Source organism: Pseudomonas sp. JAI120 (assembly GCF_014207255.1).
Classification (GTDB): Bacteria; Pseudomonadota; Gammaproteobacteria; order Pseudomonadales; family Pseudomonadaceae; genus Aquipseudomonas.
In genome coordinates this window covers 332,822-349,439 of the sequence record NZ_JACHCZ010000002.1, presented here as the reverse complement: position 1 = coordinate 349,439, position 16,618 = coordinate 332,822, and the positions used below count along the sequence as shown (strand labels likewise).

Annotated in this window: 12 protein-coding genes; 4 read left to right on the top strand and 8 right to left on the bottom strand. The window is 62.0% G+C overall.

What is annotated here, in order from left to right:
* Positions 1–6: 6 nt before the first annotated feature.
* Genes HDC32_RS13540 through pcaC form a run of 3 tightly spaced genes read left to right on the top strand, consistent with a single transcriptional unit; the run spans position 7 to position 2,613 of the window.
* Positions 7–1,371 (top strand): 3-carboxy-cis,cis-muconate cycloisomerase, encoded by a 1,365-nt coding sequence (locus tag HDC32_RS13540; RefSeq protein WP_184744409.1) that lies wholly within the window; start codon positions 7–9, stop codon positions 1,369–1,371.
* A gap of 10 nt (positions 1,372–1,381) precedes the next feature.
* Entirely contained in the window at positions 1,382–2,173 is a 792-nt protein-coding gene (pcaD, locus tag HDC32_RS13535) for a 3-oxoadipate enol-lactonase (RefSeq protein WP_145334968.1), read from the top strand.
* A 47-nt stretch (positions 2,174–2,220) separates the two neighbouring features.
* Positions 2,221–2,613: a 4-carboxymuconolactone decarboxylase gene (gene pcaC / locus HDC32_RS13530; RefSeq protein ID WP_184744407.1), complete on the top strand. Its 393-nt coding sequence runs from the start codon at positions 2,221–2,223 to the stop codon at positions 2,611–2,613.
* Here pcaC and HDC32_RS13525 read toward each other — a convergent pair whose 3' ends face one another.
* The 7 genes from HDC32_RS13525 to HDC32_RS13495 all read right to left on the bottom strand — a co-directional run bounded on the left by HDC32_RS13525 (position 2,614) and on the right by HDC32_RS13495 (position 14,323).
* Complete coding sequence (locus tag HDC32_RS13525; protein WP_131697179.1) at positions 2,614–3,513, bottom strand: polysaccharide deacetylase family protein; 900 nt, start codon at positions 3,511–3,513, stop codon at positions 2,614–2,616.
* Between the two features lie 84 nt (positions 3,514–3,597).
* Complete coding sequence (locus HDC32_RS13520) at positions 3,598–4,848, bottom strand: OprD family porin (protein WP_131697178.1); 1,251 nt, start codon at positions 4,846–4,848, stop codon at positions 3,598–3,600.
* 153 nt (positions 4,849–5,001) lie between these two features.
* Positions 5,002–6,609, bottom strand: coding sequence for a J domain-containing protein (locus HDC32_RS13515; RefSeq protein ID WP_184744405.1), 1,608 nt, complete (start codon positions 6,607–6,609; stop codon positions 5,002–5,004).
* 10 nt (positions 6,610–6,619) lie between these two features.
* Positions 6,620–8,317 carry a molecular chaperone HscC gene (locus HDC32_RS13510; RefSeq protein ID WP_131697176.1) on the bottom strand — a complete coding sequence of 566 codons (1,698 nt, stop codon included), beginning with the start codon at positions 8,315–8,317 and terminating at the stop codon, positions 6,620–6,622.
* 238 nt (positions 8,318–8,555) lie between these two features.
* A complete protein-coding gene (adeC, locus tag HDC32_RS13505) occupies positions 8,556–10,013 on the bottom strand; it encodes an AdeC/AdeK/OprM family multidrug efflux complex outer membrane factor (protein ID WP_065928271.1) in 1,458 nt (485 codons plus the stop codon).
* Positions 10,010–13,171 (bottom strand): efflux RND transporter permease subunit, encoded by a 3,162-nt coding sequence (locus HDC32_RS13500; protein WP_184744403.1) that lies wholly within the window; start codon positions 13,169–13,171, stop codon positions 10,010–10,012. The genes adeC and HDC32_RS13500 overlap by 4 nt, the downstream gene beginning before the upstream one ends.
* 3 nt (positions 13,172–13,174) lie before the next feature.
* Positions 13,175–14,323, bottom strand: coding sequence for an efflux RND transporter periplasmic adaptor subunit (locus HDC32_RS13495; protein ID WP_131697174.1), 1,149 nt, complete (start codon positions 14,321–14,323; stop codon positions 13,175–13,177).
* Between the two features lie 286 nt (positions 14,324–14,609).
* Between HDC32_RS13495 and HDC32_RS13490 the strand changes: the two genes are divergently transcribed.
* Positions 14,610–15,242: a TetR family transcriptional regulator gene (locus tag HDC32_RS13490; RefSeq protein WP_090408288.1), complete on the top strand. Its 633-nt coding sequence runs from the start codon at positions 14,610–14,612 to the stop codon at positions 15,240–15,242.
* 305 nt (positions 15,243–15,547) lie between these two features.
* Here HDC32_RS13490 and HDC32_RS13485 read toward each other — a convergent pair whose 3' ends face one another.
* Entirely contained in the window at positions 15,548–16,603 is a 1,056-nt protein-coding gene (locus HDC32_RS13485; protein WP_131697173.1) for an alkene reductase, read from the bottom strand.
* Between the last annotated feature and the right edge of the window lie 15 nt (positions 16,604–16,618).

Below are 16,618 nucleotides of genomic sequence, written 5' to 3'. Positions count from 1 at the left end.
TGAGTTATGACACTGCGCACGAGCAATCAACTGTTCGACGCTTACTTCACCGCTGACAGCATGGCCGAGGTGTTCTGCGACCAGGGACGCTTGCAGGGCATGCTCGATTTCGAAGCCGCGCTCGCTCGGGCGCAGGCCCAGGTGGGGGTAATCCCGCAGGCCGCCGTGGCGCCGATTGCCCAGGCGTGCCTGGCCTCGCTGTACGACGTGGATGCCCTCGGCGCGGCGATTGCCACGGCGGGGAATTCGGCGATTCCGCTGGTGAAGGCGCTGGGCAAGCTGATTGCCAGTGAGGATGCTGGGGCCGAGCGCTATGTGCACCTGGGCGCGACCAGCCAGGACGTGATGGACACCGGGCTGGTGCTGCAACTGCGGCGGGCGCTGGGGTTGATCGACACGGACCTGGCGCGTCTGGGCGACGTGCTGGCCGCCCAGGCCCAGCGTTATGCGACGACACCGTTGGCCGGGCGTACCTGGTTGCAGCACGCAACGCCGGTCACCTTGGGGATGAAGATTGCCGGTTGGCTGGGCGCGGTGACGCGCAGTCGCCAGCGCTTGGAAGAACTGAAACCGCGTTTGCTGGTGCTGCAATTCGGCGGCGCGTCGGGGACGTTGGCGGCACTCGGTGAACACGCCATGCCGGTGGCCGAGGCGCTGGCGGCTGAACTGCAACTGAGCTTGCCTGAACAACCCTGGCACACGCAGCGCGATCGTCTGGTGGAGTTTGCCGCCGTCCTGGGCCTGATCGCCGGCAGCCTCGGCAAACTGGGCCGCGATATCAGCCTGCTGATGCAAACCGAAGCGGCCGAAGTCTTCGAGCCGTCGGCGCCCGGCAAAGGCGGTTCGTCGACCATGCCCCACAAACGCAACCCGGTGGGCGCCGCCGTGCTGATCAGCACCGCCACGCGCGTGCCCGGCCTGGTGGCGACGATGTTCAGCGCCATGCCTCAGGAACACGAACGCAGCCTCGGCCTGTGGCACGCCGAATGGGAGACCTTGCCGGAGATTTGCCGCCTGGTTTCCGGTGCCTTGAAACAAGCGCTGCTGGTGAGCGAAGGGCTGGAAGTCGACCCCGGGCGCATGGCGCACAACCTCGACCTGACCCAGGGCCTGGTGCTGGCCGAGGCCGTCAGTATCGTGCTTGCCCAGCGCCTGGGCCGGGAAACCGCGCACCACCTGCTGGAGCAATGCTGCAAACGCGCCGTCGCCGAGGGGCGCCACTTGCGCGCGGTGCTGGCGGACGAACCGCAGGTCACCGCCGAGCTGTCTGCCCCTGAGTTGGACCGCCTGCTCGACCCGGCCCACTACCTGGGCCAGTCAACCACCTGGGTCACTCGCGCTGTCACCGAACACTTTGCACTGACCGCCTAAGGAGAACGCTGTGGCTTTCGTACAACTCGCCGAGGGCGAACTGCATTACCAACTTGATGGCCCCGTGGATGCGCCGGTGCTGGTGCTGTCCAACTCGTTGGGCACCGACCTGCACATGTGGGACATCCAGATCCCGGCGTTGACCAAGCATTTCCGGGTGTTGCGTTTTGACACCCGTGGCCACGGTAAATCCCTGGTGACTGAGGGACCCTACAGCATCGAGCAACTGGGCCACGACGTGATCGCTCTGCTGGATGCGCTGGATATTCAGCGTGCGCATTTTTGCGGGCTGTCCATGGGCGGCTTGATCGGCCAATGGCTGGGGATTAACGCGGGTGAGCGCCTGCACCGCCTGGTGGTGTGCAACACCGCCGCCAAAATCGGCACACCGGAGATCTGGAACCCACGGATCGAGATGGTCCTGCGCGACGGCGCGGCAGCCATGGTGGCCTTGCGCGATGCATCGATTGCACGCTGGTTCACCGCCGATTTTGCGGCGGCCAGCCCGCACCAGGCCAAGCAGATCACCGACATGCTTGCCGCGACTTCGCCCCAAGGGTACGCGGCCAACTGTGCCGCCGTGCGTGATGCGGATTTCCGTGAGCAGGTGTCGAAGATCAAGGCGCCAACCCTGGTGATTGCCGGCACTGAAGACGCGGTCACCCCACCGGCCGGTGGTCACTTTATCCAGCACCATGTACAGGGCGCCGAATACGCCGAGTTCTACGCCGCGCACCTGTCCAACGTACAGGCCGGTGCTGCATTCAGTGACCGGGTTATCCAGTTTCTGCTGGCCCGCTGAGGCAGCTGTTGTGGCGAGTTGAAATCTTATTGAAGCAGGAGTTTTTTGTGGACGAGAAACAACGTTATGCCGATGGCCTGCAAGTGCGCCGCGAAGTGCTGGGCGATGCCCATGTCGACCGCAGCCTCAATGCCCTGACCGAGTTCAACAGCGAGTTCCAAGAGATGATCACCCGCCACGCCTGGGGTGATATTTGGACCCGCCCCGGGCTGCCTCGGCACACCCGCAGCCTGATCACCATCGCCATGCTGATCGGCATGAACCGCAGTGAAGAGTTGAAGCTGCATTTGCGTGCGGCGGCCAGTAACGGCGTGAGCCGCGCCGAGATCAAGGAAGTACTGATGCAGAGTGCGATCTATTGCGGGATTCCGGCGGCTAATGCCACGTTTCACCTAGCGGAGTCTGTATGGGATGAGCTGGGTGTCGAGTCGCGCGAGTGATCAGTGGGAGTCTGCGTCCCACACCCAATTCCACACGCCCGGAAGATGCACGGCTTCATTCACATCTTTGACCGTACGCGCCAGCGCCGCGCGTTGCAGGGCGGCCGTATCGGTGTAGAACGGTTCGGTGGCGGTCTTCATGCCGTTGACTCGGGCGCTGTCCAGCAGGATCTGCAGGTATTCCTGCATATGCCGCGCGGTGTAGCGGTTGATGTCGTGGAAGGTCACCACCACCGGTATCACGCCGTCCACCGTGGGCAATTCGTCCAGTGCGATGCGCTCGCGCACCACCGACAGTTGTCGGTACAGGTTGGCGCGGCGACGTGGGCTGCCGTTGAAGCCCCAGATCTTGCCGTCATTGGCGCTCAGGTCGGTCAGCAAGACCTGCATGCCATGGCGCTGGTAGGCGGCGAAGGTGCGCCGGTCGTAGTTCCAGAACGGCGGGCGCACCAGCACGGGCGGTGCGCCGGTGATCGAGGCGATATCCGCCGCGCCCTGGGTGAGGGTGCTTTCCAGTTCGGTATTGCTCAGCCAGCGATGGTTGGTATGAAACGCCGTCGCCGTATGGAACGCCAGGATATGGCCGCCCGCATACTCGCGTTCCATGGTCTTGCGCCCCCGCGAACTGCCGCCGGAGCGGGCCGCTTCGGTCTGCAGGAAGAACACCGCCTTGATCCCCGGCAGCACCGGGTTGTGTGCCAGGTCGGCGACCACTGAACGGCTGGGGTTGTCGTAGCCCGAAGCACTGGGGCCATCGTCGAAGGTCAGCAAAAAACGGATCGGCGCCTCGGCTTGCAGGCGTTGCTCGGTCTGCGTTGTCAGGGCGATGGGCGCGCCGATACAGCCGCTGAGGCATAACACCAGGGCAAGCACGGCGTTTGCTAAGGCAAAGGATTTCATGGTGTGCGCAGGCTCGAATAAGAGGCCGCTGCTGGGCGGATCAGCAGCGGCAGGCGCGCACGATACAGTAAGTGTCGCGCTGGATTACAGCAGACTTATCGGGTAACTGACGATCAACCGGTTTTCATCGAACTCGTTGTTGCTGTAATCGCGGCGTATGCTGGAATTGCGCCAGCGCACCATAAGGTTTTTCATCGCGCCGCTTTGTACGGTGTAGCCCAATTCGCTTTCGCGACCCCATTCCTTGCCGTCGGTGATGGTGCCCGTGTGCACGTTGCTGCCGCTGATATAGCGGTTCATCAGGGTCAGGCCCGGTACACCGAGGGCGGCGAAGTTGTAGTCGTGGCGTACTTGCCAGGATTTTTCCTCGGCGTTGTCGTAACTCGAGTTGTAGCTGTCGTTGGCGAGGGTGCCGCCGCTGGTGCCGTTGACGCGCATCCACGCGCTGTTGCCGGTGAGTTTTTGCAGGCCGACGTAGAAGGTGTTGCCGCCATACTTGGCCGAGAACAGGCCGGACCAGGTCTTGTTGTCCAGGTCGCCGGCGCGGGCGCTGCCGTCGTCCTTGCCGTAGAAGAACCCGAGGTTGGCGCCCAGGGTCCAGTCGCCCACGGGCTGGCTGTGGATCAGGTTGACGAACTGTTGGCTGTAGATGTCCTTGAGCTGGGCGTTCCACAGACCGATCTGCGTGCGTTTGTCGTTGAAGGCGTACTCGCCGCCCTGGAAGTTGAAGCGGTCCGAGGTGAACGCGGTTTTGCCGACCATCGACATGTCCGACATGCTGCTGTCGTCTCGCGGGCTGTTGGCGCGGAACTGGCCGCCGTACAGGGTCAGACCGTCGATTTCCTTCGACGTGATCTGCCCGCCGCGCAGGGTTTGCGGCAGGGAGCGGCCATCGTCCGCACGCAGGATCGGCAACACCGGCATCCATTCGCCGACCTTTACTTCGGTCTTGGAAATACGCGCCTTGAACGCCACGCCGAGACGCCCGAATTCATCCGCAGGGCGGCCATCGTGGTCCAGCGGCAACAGCTGGGTGCCACCGGTACCGCGCCCGCCATCGAGCTTCAACGAGTACAACCCCAGCACATCCACCCCGAAACCGACGGTGCCCTGGGTAAAGCCGGACTTGGCATCGAGGATGAAACTCTGCGTCCACTCCTGTGCGCCGCCCTGGGTCTTGGTCGGGTTGGTGAAATTGCGGTTGAAGTAGAAATTACGCAGGTTGAGGTTGGCGCTGGCGTCTTCGAGAAAACCGTGTTCTTCGGCGACGACGGGCAGGGCAAGACTGGCGATAGTGGTGGCCAGCAGCAGCCGGCGCGGGTGAAAAGTGCTCATGGCGTAGAACCTGTTGTTATTGAGTTTATGCAGGTGGCGGCCATGGTGCGGGGCGGTGCGGGGGCGGTTCAATCGGGGGTGGGCGGGTTGTGGGCGATGATCGAACGCAAGTTGCCGGGCCTCCCTTTGTCAAGGAGGCGCCGGTTCAATGGCTCAGAGGAAGTAGAGCAGGCTCGTCCACGGGATCTCTGGCAAGTACCTCTGGCAGAGTAGGGTGACCGCTGCCATCACGGTCAGGAAAGCCACCTGCAGCGGACTCCAGTGCGCCCAATGCAAGCCGCTGACCCAAGGGTAAAAGTGCTCGACATGCTCATTCACTTTGCCGATACGCCTGCTGTGGAACAGATGGATGCCGATCATCCCCAAGTACGTCAGCATGCCTATTACGCCCAGCAACAAGCCGAACATCAGCAGCATGCCCACTTGAGGAATGCCGTGGCGCAGCACCAGCCAGTGTTGATGGGGGTTGAACCGTGACGGCAGCAAGTGCTTGCTGAGCCACAGGTCCTGGACGATCAGCTGTGATGTCAGGACCGCCCACAATTGAGTGCCACGGATGCCGATAATGGCAGGCACAAAGGTCAGTATCACGACAATGACGGCATCGCTGAGCCTATCCATTTTTGTATGGGGGGAAACGGCCAAGGCGGCTGCCAACGCCAGGCCGCCCCATACCCGTATCCAACTGTGATGGGATACCGGCCTGGGGAGGAGCTCTCGCCAAAAAAACACATTGGCCTGGGGGAGCCGCTCAACCAACTGCGGGTAGCGCCAGGTCAGGATTTCGGCCAGATGCTGACAGGCATTCCAGGCGTTACTGTCGAAGCGCTCCGTCATCTGTTTTTGTTGTGTCGCTGACATTGGCGTGAGCAGCAGGCGCGCCGCCATGGCGTCGGCGGATTTCCATGTCGTATCCTGGGCCTTGTCTTGTAAGCTGGCGTAGAAGCTTTCCTGCTCGCAACGCGACACCAATTCGCGCCACATCCACGCCGGTTCCGGGTAGACGCCTTTCTGGTCGTCCCAGCCGAAGGCCTGGCACACGCGCTCGAACAGCGGCACGCTCCATTGGGTGTCATGCAGCAGGTGCAGGACGATACGTTGCCACTGCTGTTGCAGGTCGAACACCCGCAGCCAGGGTTGGTCGTTGTACTGCGTGAGCTGGGTGATGAACTCGCGCTCGGCCTTTTGCTCCAGGAGTTCCTGCAGGGTGCGGCGGTAGTCTTGCAGCAGTTCGCCGGTCAGCGCTTCGTATTGCCAGGACGTCATCGCCACCTGCTGCCAGGGGGTCAGCCATTCTAGGTGTTGCGCGGCCCAACCGGCGATGGCGCTGCGTTCGCCCGGTGCTTCGAAACAATGGCGCAACAGGCCGGCCTGGAACGCATCGGTGCAGCCCTGTTGCCGAGCCTGGGCCCAGCGTTCATCGAGGTTACGCGCGTTGAGGCCGTCGAGCAGTGCCTGGGCCGGGTCGGGTGTGTGGGCTTCGAAGGGCGCAGGGCTGACGGGGCTGATGTTCATCAGTTCGGCCAGGTCATTCAGGTTTCCGTAGACCGCGTCGGCCACGGGCGCCTGGATGCGTTCTGCCTCTTCGTTATCAGCCCGCCAGCGTGCTTCACTCAGCGCGTGTTCATAGGCTTCGCGCAGGCGCTGGAAGCCTTGGGCATCGTCGTCCGGGCGGCAGCTTTTCAGCAATCGCGCATAGCTGCGCTTGATGCTGCGCTCGTCGGCGTCATCCGGCAGTTGCAGTACGGTCCAGCAATCCATCGGTGTTCCCTCAGCGCCAGAACCCGTTGTCGAGTTGCTCAAGTTGACGGGTCAGTTCGCTGCGCGCTTCGCGGATGCGGCGTTCGTCCTGGGTGTCGAGTACCTGCTGGAACTGCGCCGCCCAATGGCCGAGCTGTTCGCGCAGCTCGCCGAGGTTTTCCTGGTAGAGCCGTTCGAGGCGGGCGACCAGCACGGTGTTGACCTGCTGGTCGCGTGGGTGGACCTTCAATTGCGCCAGGGCTTGCAGGCGTTGCTGGATCTCCTGCGGGTTGAGCACGCCGGGGTTGTTCTCGATCACCAGCGAATGCTGCTCGCCGGTCAGCGGGATATTCACCTGGGCTTCCAGCAGGCCGTTGTTGTCGTAGGTGAAACGCACGTCCAGGGACACTTCACCGGCCTTACGCTTGGGCACGGGAATATCCAGTTGGCCCAGCTCAATGTTGTCTTTGACCAGGCGGCTTTCGCCCTGGTAGATCTTCAGCAGCACGCGGGTCTGGTCGTCGTGCAGGGTGACCACGCTTTTGACCCGGCTCACCGGCACGCTGCTGTTGCGTTCGATCAACGGCAGGTAATGGCCACTTTCGATATGGCCGCCGTACTGGTTCGAGGTTTCGATGCCCAGGGTGTAGGGGCAGACGTCGGTCAGCACCACTTCTTCGAGGGCGGCGGAGCGCGCCTTGAGCGCGGCCTGGATCGCCGCGCCGTGGGCGACCACCTGGTCGGGATCGAGGCTGATGGAGGGGAAGCGCCCGAACAGGCCGGCGGCGAGTTTGCGTACCAGCGGCATGCGCGTGGTGCCGCCCACCAGCAGGATTTCATCCAGGTCGCCGACCCGAATCCGCGCATCGCGCAGGGCGCGTTCGATCGGCGCGCGCAGGCGTTCCAGCAGCGGGGTGTAGAGCTTGGCCAGTTCCTGTTGGGTGACGGTTTTCACCCATTGCTGGCCGTCGACACGCAGGGCGAACTCAGCACTGTCATCCTGGCCCAGGGCTTTGCGCACGCGCTCGGCTTCGCGGCGCAGGGCTTGCAGCACAGTGCGGGTGGGCGGGAAACCTGTGGCGTTACGTTGGCTGTCGACAAAGTGTTCGAGCAACAGGGTGTCGAAGTCTTCGCCACCGAGGAAGTTGTCGCCGGCGCTGGCGCGGACCTCCATCACGCCGTCGAACAACTCGATGATCGACACGTCAAAGGTGCCACCTCCGAGGTCGAAGACCAGGAACGAGGTTTCTTTATCACGCTGATGCAGGCCGTAGGCCAGGGCCGCTGCGGTCGGTTCGTTGATCAGTTTCTCAACGGTGAGCCCCGCCAGTTCACCGGCGATGCGCGTGGCCTTGCGTTGGCCGTCGCTGAAGTAGGCGGGCACGCTGATCACTGCGTCGGTGACGGTTTGGCCGTAGGTACGCTCGATGTCCTCCTTGAGGCTTTTGAGCACCAACGCCGAGAGTTCTTCGGGGCGGAACGAGCGGTCGCCCAGGCGCACTTCGGTGGCGCTGCCCATGTAGCGCTTGAACAGCGAGGTGGTCAGGTGCGGGTGGGTGTGCAGGCGCTCTTTGGCGGCCTGGCCTACCAGGACACGGCCTTGGTCATCCAGCCCGACCACGCTTGGGGTCAGCAACTGGCCCAGGGCATTGGGCACCATTTCGGCGGCATCACCGCGCCAGACGGCTGCGAGACTGTTTGTGGTCCCCAAGTCGATTCCTACGATCATTACGACAAGCTCCCTCTGTGGTCTGTAAGAATCTGTGACAGATTTTACCCTGAAAGGTTGAGCGCAAAGCAAGGCGGGAGAGTTTTGTGGCGAGCGGGCTTGCCCCGCGTTGGGCTGCGAAGCAGCCCCAAACCAAGCCCGCTGTCACAAAAACATTCTGGCTATCGCAAAGCACCGATGACCGGGCATAAAAAAACCGCTTCCAGTAAAGGAAGCGGTTTTGATTACAACGGCGCTATCAGAACAACTTCAACGCCGGTGCTTCTTCTTTCAGCGGTTCGTTCTTCGCGGTCTGCTCGTTCCAGCCACCGCCGAGGGCCTTGTACAGGTTGACCTCGCTGGTCAGCTGCGCCAGGCGGTCGGTGATCAGCGATTGCTGGGCACTGAACAGTTGGCGCTGGGCGTCGAGGAAGGTCAGGTTGCTGTCGACACCGATGCGGTAGCGACGCTCGGCCAGGCGGTAGTAATCCTGGTTGGCCGCGACGAAGCCACGCTGGGCTTCCAGCTGCTGTTTGTAGGTCTCACGCGCGGCGAGGCCGTCGGAGACTTCCTGGAAGCCGGTCTGGATCGCCTTCTCGTAGTTCGCCACGTTGATCTCTTTCTGGATCTTCGAGTAGTCCAGGCTAGCGCGCAGGCTGCCGGCGTTGAAGATCGGGATGTTGATCTGTGGGGCGAACGACCAGGTGCCCGAACCGCCTTTAAACAGGCCGCCCAGGGTAGGGCTGGCGGTGCCGGCGCTGGCGGTCAGGCTGATGCTCGGGAAGAACGCTGCACGGGCCGCACCGATGTTGGCGTTGGCGGCCTTGAGGTTGTACTCGGCCTGCACGATGTCGGGACGACGTTGCAGCAGGTCCGAGGGCAAGCCGGCCGGGACGTCGCTGAGCAGGTCATCCGACAGCGGCTTGCTGGCGATATTCGCTGGCAGGCCGGTGCCCAGCAGCAGGGTCAGGCTGTTTTCGTCCTGGGCCACCTGGCGGGTATAGCGCGCCAGTGCTACGCGGGCGTTTTCCACCGAGGTGCGCGCCTGGCTGAGGTCGAGGGCCGAGGCCACGCCGACTTCGTTGCTGCGCGAGGTCAGCTTGAAGCTCTGCTCGTACGCACCCAGGGTGTCCTGGGTCAGCTTGAGCAGTTCCTTGTCGGCCTGCCAGGTCAGGTAGGCATTCGCCACACTGGCCACCAGGCTGATCTGGGTGCTGCGCCGCGCTTCTTCAGTGGCGAAGTACTTTTGCAGGGCTTCTTCACTCAGGCTGCGCACACGACCGAACAGGTCCAGCTCATAAGAACTGATCCCGAGGCCGGCCGAGTACTGGCTGGTGATGGTCGATTCGCCGGTCTGCGACAGCTTGGCCGGGGTGCGCGAACGGCTTCCGCTGCCCGTGGCCGATACGGCCGGGAACAGGTCGGCACGCTGGATCTGGTACTGCGCCGCATAGGCGTCGATGTTCAGGGCCGCGACACGCAGGTCACGGTTGTTCACCAGCGCGGTCTGGATCAGCTGTTGCAGGGCAGGGTCATGGAAAAACTGCTTCCAGCCCTGCTCGGCGGCGGCCTGGCCCGGCGCCTGGGCCGACGAATACGCCGGCCCCTGTGGGAACTGAGCTGCCACCGGCGCTTCAGGGCGCTGGTAGTCAGGGATCAGCGAGCAGCCACTGAGCACGAATGCCGTGACGGCTAAGGAAAGTAGCGACTTGCTCATTGGCCAGCCTCTTTAGAAGTGTGCTTAGGTTCAGTCTTTTTACGTTCGCCCATGGCGGACACAGTTGCGAAGAACAGTGGCACCCAGAAGATCGCCAATACCGTGGCCGTGATCATACCGCCAATTACGCCGGTACCGATCGCGTGCTGGCTGCCTGAGCCGGCGCCCGAGGAGATCGCCAGCGGCAATACGCCGAGGACGAACGCCATGGAGGTCATGATGATCGGCCGCAGACGCATCCGGGAAGCCTCGATGGCAGCTTCGACGATGCCTTTGCCTTGCTCGTGGAGCTCCTTGGCGAACTCGACGATCAGAATGGCGTTCTTCGCCGCCAGGCCCACCGTTACCAACAAGCCCACCTGGAAGAACACGTCGTTGGACAAGCCGCGCATGCTGGTGGCGATCAACGCACCCACCACGCCCAGCGGAACCACCAGGATCACTGCGATCGGGATCGACCAGCTTTCGTACAGCGCCGCGAGGCACAGGAACACCACCAGCAGCGACAGCGCATACAGCGCCGGCGCCTGGGAGCCGGACAGACGTTCTTCATACGACAGGCCCGTCCAGGCATAGCCCACGCCCGCCGGCAATTGCTTGGCGATGCGTTCAACTTCGGCCATGGCGTCACCGGTACTGTAGCCCGGTGCCGGGGTACCGAGGATTTCCATCGCCGCTACACCGTTATAACGCGAGAGCTTCGGCGAGCCGTAAATCCACTTGCCCGAGGCGATGGCCGACAACGGCACCATCTTCCCGGAGTCGCTGCGCACGTACCATTTGTTCAGGTCTTCCGGGGACATCCGGCTGGCGGCTTCACCCTGCACGTACACCTTCTTCACTCGACCACGGTCGATGAAGTCGTTGACGTAGCTGCCACCCAAGGCAATCGCCAGGGTCTGGTTGATGTTGGACAGCGTGATGCCTTGGGCGCTGGCCTTCTCGTCATCCACGGTGAGCTCGTATTGCGGCTCATCGTTTACGCCGTTGGGGCGCACACCGGCCAGGATCTTGCTCTGGGCAGCCATGCCCAGGAACTGGTTACGCGCAGCCATCAGTTTTTCATGGCCGACACCGCCCTGGTCTTGCAGGAACACGTCGAAACCGGTGGCGTTACCGAGTTCCAGTACAGACGGCGGCACAATGGCAAACACCATGGCGTCCTGGAAGGTCTGCATGAAGTAACCCTGGGCACGCTTGGCAATCTCGAATACCGAGGTGGAAGCATCACGCTCGTCCCACGGCTTGAGCATCACGAAGGCCAGGCCCGAACTCTGGCCACGACCGGCGAAGTTGAAGCCGTTTACGGTAAACACCGATTTCACGCCTTTGCCTTCGCCTGGCTCGCCTTCCTTGTCATTGAGCAGGTAGGCGCGCATATCGTCGATGACTTTTTGCGTACGTTCAGCCGACGAACCTACCGGGGTCTGCACCTGGGCAAAGATCACACCCTGGTCTTCATCGGGCAGGAACGCAGCCGGGATGCGCATGAACAGCCAGATCATGCCGGCGATGATCAGCGCGTACACCAGGAACGCCGGGATCTTGTGCTTGATCATGTTACCCACGCCGCGCTCGTAGCTGAGGACGCCACGGTCGAAGGTGCGGTTGAACCAGCCGAAGAAACCGCGCTTGGGTTGGCCGTGCTTCTCCGGATCGATCGGCTTGAGCATGGTGGCGCACAGGGCCGGGGTGAAGATCAGCGCAACCAGTACCGACAACGCCATGGCCGAAACGATGGTGATGGAGAACTGTTTGTAGATCACACCGGTGGAGCCGCCGAAGAACGCCATCGGCAACAGTACCGCCGACAGCACCAGGGCAATACCCACCAGGGCGCCCTGGATCTGGCCCATGGACTTGACCGTCGCTTCTTTCGGCGACAGGTGTTCCTCGGCCATTACCCGCTCGACGTTCTCCACCACGACGATGGCGTCGTCCACCAGCAAGCCGATGGCCAGGATCATGCCGAACATGGTCAGGGTATTGATGGTGAAACCAAATGCCGCGAGGATCCCGAAGGTACCCAGCAATACCACCGGTACGGTCATGGTGGTGATGATGGTGGCACGGAAGTTCTGCAGGAACAGGAACATCACCAGGAACACCAGCACGATCGCTTCGACCAGGGTGTGTACCACACCGGAAATCGATTCGGTCACGACCGGGGTGGTGTCATATGGCACCACCGCCTTCATGCCAGGCGGGAAGAACGGTTCCAGGGACGCCACAGTGGCACGGATGGCCTTGGCGGTGTCCAGGGCGTTGGCGCCCGATGCGAGCTTGATCGCCATACCGGAAGCCGGGTTGCCGTTGAACTGCGCACTGATGCTGTAGTTCTGGCCGCCGAGTTCGATGCGGGCAACGTCATGCAGGCGAACCTGGGAGCCGTCGGCATTGACCTTCATCAGGATATTGCCGAACTGCTCCGCCGTTTGCAGGCGGGTCTTGCCGATGATGGTCGCGTTCAGCTGGTTGCCGGGCAGGGCAGGCAGGCCGCCCAGTTGACCGGTGGCCACCTGGACGTTCTGCGCAGAGATGGCGGTGCTGACATCGACCGGCGTGAGCTGGAAGTTGTTCAGCTTGGCCGGGTCCAGCCAGATACGCATGGCGTACTGCGAACCGAATACCTGGAAGTCACCCACACCCGCAGTCCGGGAAATCGGGTCCTGGATGTTGGAAACGATGTAGTTGGACAGGTCATCCTTGGTCATGCTGCCGTCTTCCGACACCAGACCGATTACCATGAGGAAGTTCTTCACCGACTTGGTTACGCGGATACCCTGCTGCTGTACTTCTTGCGGCAGCAGTGGGGTCGCCAGGTTGAGCTTGTTCTGCACCTGAACCTGGGCGATGTCCGGGTTGGTACCCTGGTTGAACGTCGCGGTGATGGTCATGCTGCCGTCGGAGTTACTGTCCGAGGCCACATAACGCAGGTTGTCGATACCGTTGAGCTGTTGCTCGATGACCTGCACCACGGTGTCCTGCACGGTTTGTGCAGACGCGCCTGGGTATGTCACCTGGATGTCGATGGCGGTCGGCGCGATGGCCGGGTATTGGTTGATGGGCAGCTTCAGGATCGACAGTGCCCCGACCAGCATGATCACCAGGGCAATTACCCAGGCGAAAATGGGACGGTCGATAAAAAATTTCGACATGGATTACTCCCCCTGGCCAGGCGCGGCAGCAGGAGCAGCGGCGGAACCGGCGGGCTTGGCGTTGTCAGCCTCCTTGACCTTGACCTCCACACCCGGCTTGACGTATTGCAAGCCTTCGGTGATCACGCGGTCACCGGCGTTCAGGCCTTTTTCAACCAGCCAGTAGGCGCCGGCGGTGCGGTTGGCCACCAGTACACGCTGCTCGACCTTGTTGTCGGCGTTGACCACCAGTGCCGTCGGGATGCCCTTGAGGTCGCGGGTCACGCCTTGCTGTGGTGCGAGGATGGCCTTGCTGTTCACGCCGGCTTGCAGCTGGGCGTGTACGAACATGCCCGGCAGCAGGGTGTGGTCAGGGTTGGGGAATACGGCGCGCAGGGTCACGGAGCCGGTGGTCTGGTCGACCGAGACTTCGGAGAATTCCAGCTTGCCGTCGTGGCCGTAGTCGCTGCCGTCTTCCAGGGTCAGCTTGACCTTGGCGGCATTGGCGCCGGCTTTTTCCAGTTGGCCGCTTTCCAGGTCGCGGCGCAGTTTCAGCATTTCAGCCGAAGACTGCGTGACGTCGACGTAGATCGGGTCCAGTTGCTGGATCACGGCCATGGCATCGGCCTGGCCATTGCTGACCAGCGCGCCTTCGGTCACAGAAGAACGGCCGATACGCCCGGAGATCGGCGCGAACACTTTGGTGTAGCGCACGTTGATCTGGGCGGTTTGAACGTTTGCTTCCGCGGTCATGCGGTTGGCGACGGCGGTGTCGTATTCCTGACGGCTCACGGCTTGCTCATCGACCAACTGCTTGTAGCGGTCGGAGATGGACTTGGTCTGGGTCAGGCTGGCTTGTGCGCTTTTCAGCGTGGCGTCATAGACCGACGGGTCGATCTGATAGAGCTGCTGGCCTTCCTTCACATCCGCGCCTTCCTTGAACAGGCGCTTGAGAATGATGCCGTTGACCTGTGGGCGAACTTCCGCGATGCGGTAGGCGGTGGTGCGGCCTGGCAGCTCGGACGTCAGGGTATAGGCTTGCGGTTGAATGGTGACCACGCCGACCTGAGGGGCTTGAGCGGGCGGAGCCGCTTCTTCCTTTTTACATCCGCTGAGCAGCGATGCCAGGGCGACGGCAGTGACCAGAGCGGTAACAGCTGGCTTAAGTTGCATGAAGATCCTCGGGTCAGGCGCGCAGGGTGCGCACAAGAAGGGTGGAAGGGTAAAAAACAAGCCGTGAGTGGATAAGTAGCTTGCTACGCAATATACTTACGTTCATGGTTGTTTGTAAACTCTTGACAGGTTTTGCGCAATGCTTACAAAGCATCGTCAAAAGCCTCGATTTTAGTACGTTCGGCGCCCATGACGGTGCCGTCCCACAATTATTCAGATGATCGTTAGCGCTTGTTAACTCTGCGTTAACGTCAGTCCCTGTTGCCCTGATTGAGGTTTTACTGCCATGGTTCGTCGCACCAAAGAGGAAGCTCAGGAAACGCGCAGCCAGATTCTCGATGCTGCCGAGCAAGCCTTCTATGAGCGCGGCGTTGCGCGGACTACGCTGGCGGACATCGCCGCGTTGGCCGGTGTGACGCGGGGCGCCATTTACTGGCACTTCAGCAATAAATCCGATCTGTTGCAGGCGTTGCTCGACACCTTGCATGAGCCATTGGACGAGTTGGCTAGGGCCAGCGAAAGCGAGGACGAAATCGACCCGCTGGGCTGTATGCGCAAGCTGCTGATTCATCTGTTCCATCAAGTGGCCCTGGACCCGAAAACCCGGCGCATCAATGAGATCCTGTTCCATAAGTGCGAATTCACCGATGAAATGTGCGACATGCGCCGGCAGCGCCAGACCCACAGCCTGGAATGCAACCTGCGTATCGGCCTGACACTGCGTAACGCAGTCCATCGCGGGCAACTTCCGGAAAATCTCGACACTACCCGTGGCGCGGTGTGCATCCATGCCTACATCAACGGCCTGATTGGCCAGTGGCTGTTGGTACCCGACAGCTTCCAGTTACATCAGGAAGCCGAACGCTGGGTGGATGCAGGGCTGGACATGCTGCGCTGGAGCCCCAGCCTGCGCAATTAAGACAAAATGCGTAATTGCATCAGTGTGTGTCAACAGTAAAGCCCAAGGACAGTCAATCGTCCTTCTGCCTGATTGGTGGGGTGACTTTATATACGGGCTGGCGGGCGGTTGATAGGTAGCCGCCTAAGTATTTTGTAGGGATTTTGTTGCGGTTCTGTGAAGCAATGTAGCCAGAACCTGCACGCAGCCAACAATGTGGGAGGGGGCTAGCCCCGATGGCAGTGGTTCAGTCAACACATACTGTGACTGACGCACCGCTATTGGGGGCAAGCCCTCTCCCACATTTGGTTTCAGGTTTCGGCCGATTACAGCGGCAGGGTCGGGTAGTCGATGTAACCCACTGGGCCCTTGCCGTAGAAGGTTTCCGGGTGTGCTTCGTTCAGCGGCGCATCGGTCTTCAGGCGCGCCGGCAGGTCCGGGTTGGCAATGAACGGTACGCCGAAGGCCACCGCATCCGCCTTGCCAGCCGCCAGCCACGCATTGGCACTGTCCTTAGTGAAGCGTTCGTTGGCGATGTACACGCCGCCGAAGGCTTTTTTCAATTGGGGGCCGAGGCTGTCCGCCCCTTCCTTTTCACGGGAGCAAATGAACGCTATGCCACGCTTGCCCAGTTCGCTGGCGACGTAGGTGAAAGTTTCGGCCAGGTTGTCGTCGCCCATGTCGTGGGAGTCGGCGCGCGGTGCCAAATGCACACCCACACGGCCAGGGCCCCAGACTTCGATGGCCGCATCGGTCACTTCCAACAGCAGGCGTGCACGGTTTTCCAGGGAACCCCCATAGTTGTCGGTGCGCTTATTGGTGCTGCTTTGCAGGAACTGGTCGAGCAGGTAGCCGTTGGCGCCGTGGATCTCCACGCCATCAAAGCCGGCGGCCTTGGCATTCTCGGCACCGGTGCGGTAAGCGTCGACGATGTCGGCGATTTCAGCGGTTTCCAGGGCGCGCGGCGTCGGGTAGTCGGCCAATGGGCGCACCAGGCTGACGTGGCCCTTGGGTTGGATCGCGCTCGGCGCCACCGGGGTTTCGCCGTTCAGGTAGGACTCATGGGAGATCCGCCCTACATGCCACAGTTGCAGGAAGATCTTGCCCCCCGCGCCGTGAATGGCCTTGGTGACGTTGGCCCAGCCGCGCACCTGGTCATTGGACCAGATGCCCGGCGTGTCCGGGTAGCCCACGCCCAGCGGTGTCACCGAGGTGGCTTCGCTGAGGATCAGCCCGGCGGAAGCACGTTGCACGTAGTACTCGGCCATCAGCGCGTTGGGTACGCGGCCGGCATCGGCGCGGCAGCGGGTCAGCGGCGCCATGATGATGCGGTTCGACAATTCCAGGTCGCCCAGTTTGATCGGATCGAAAATAGTCGTCATGGGAAAACACCCTTC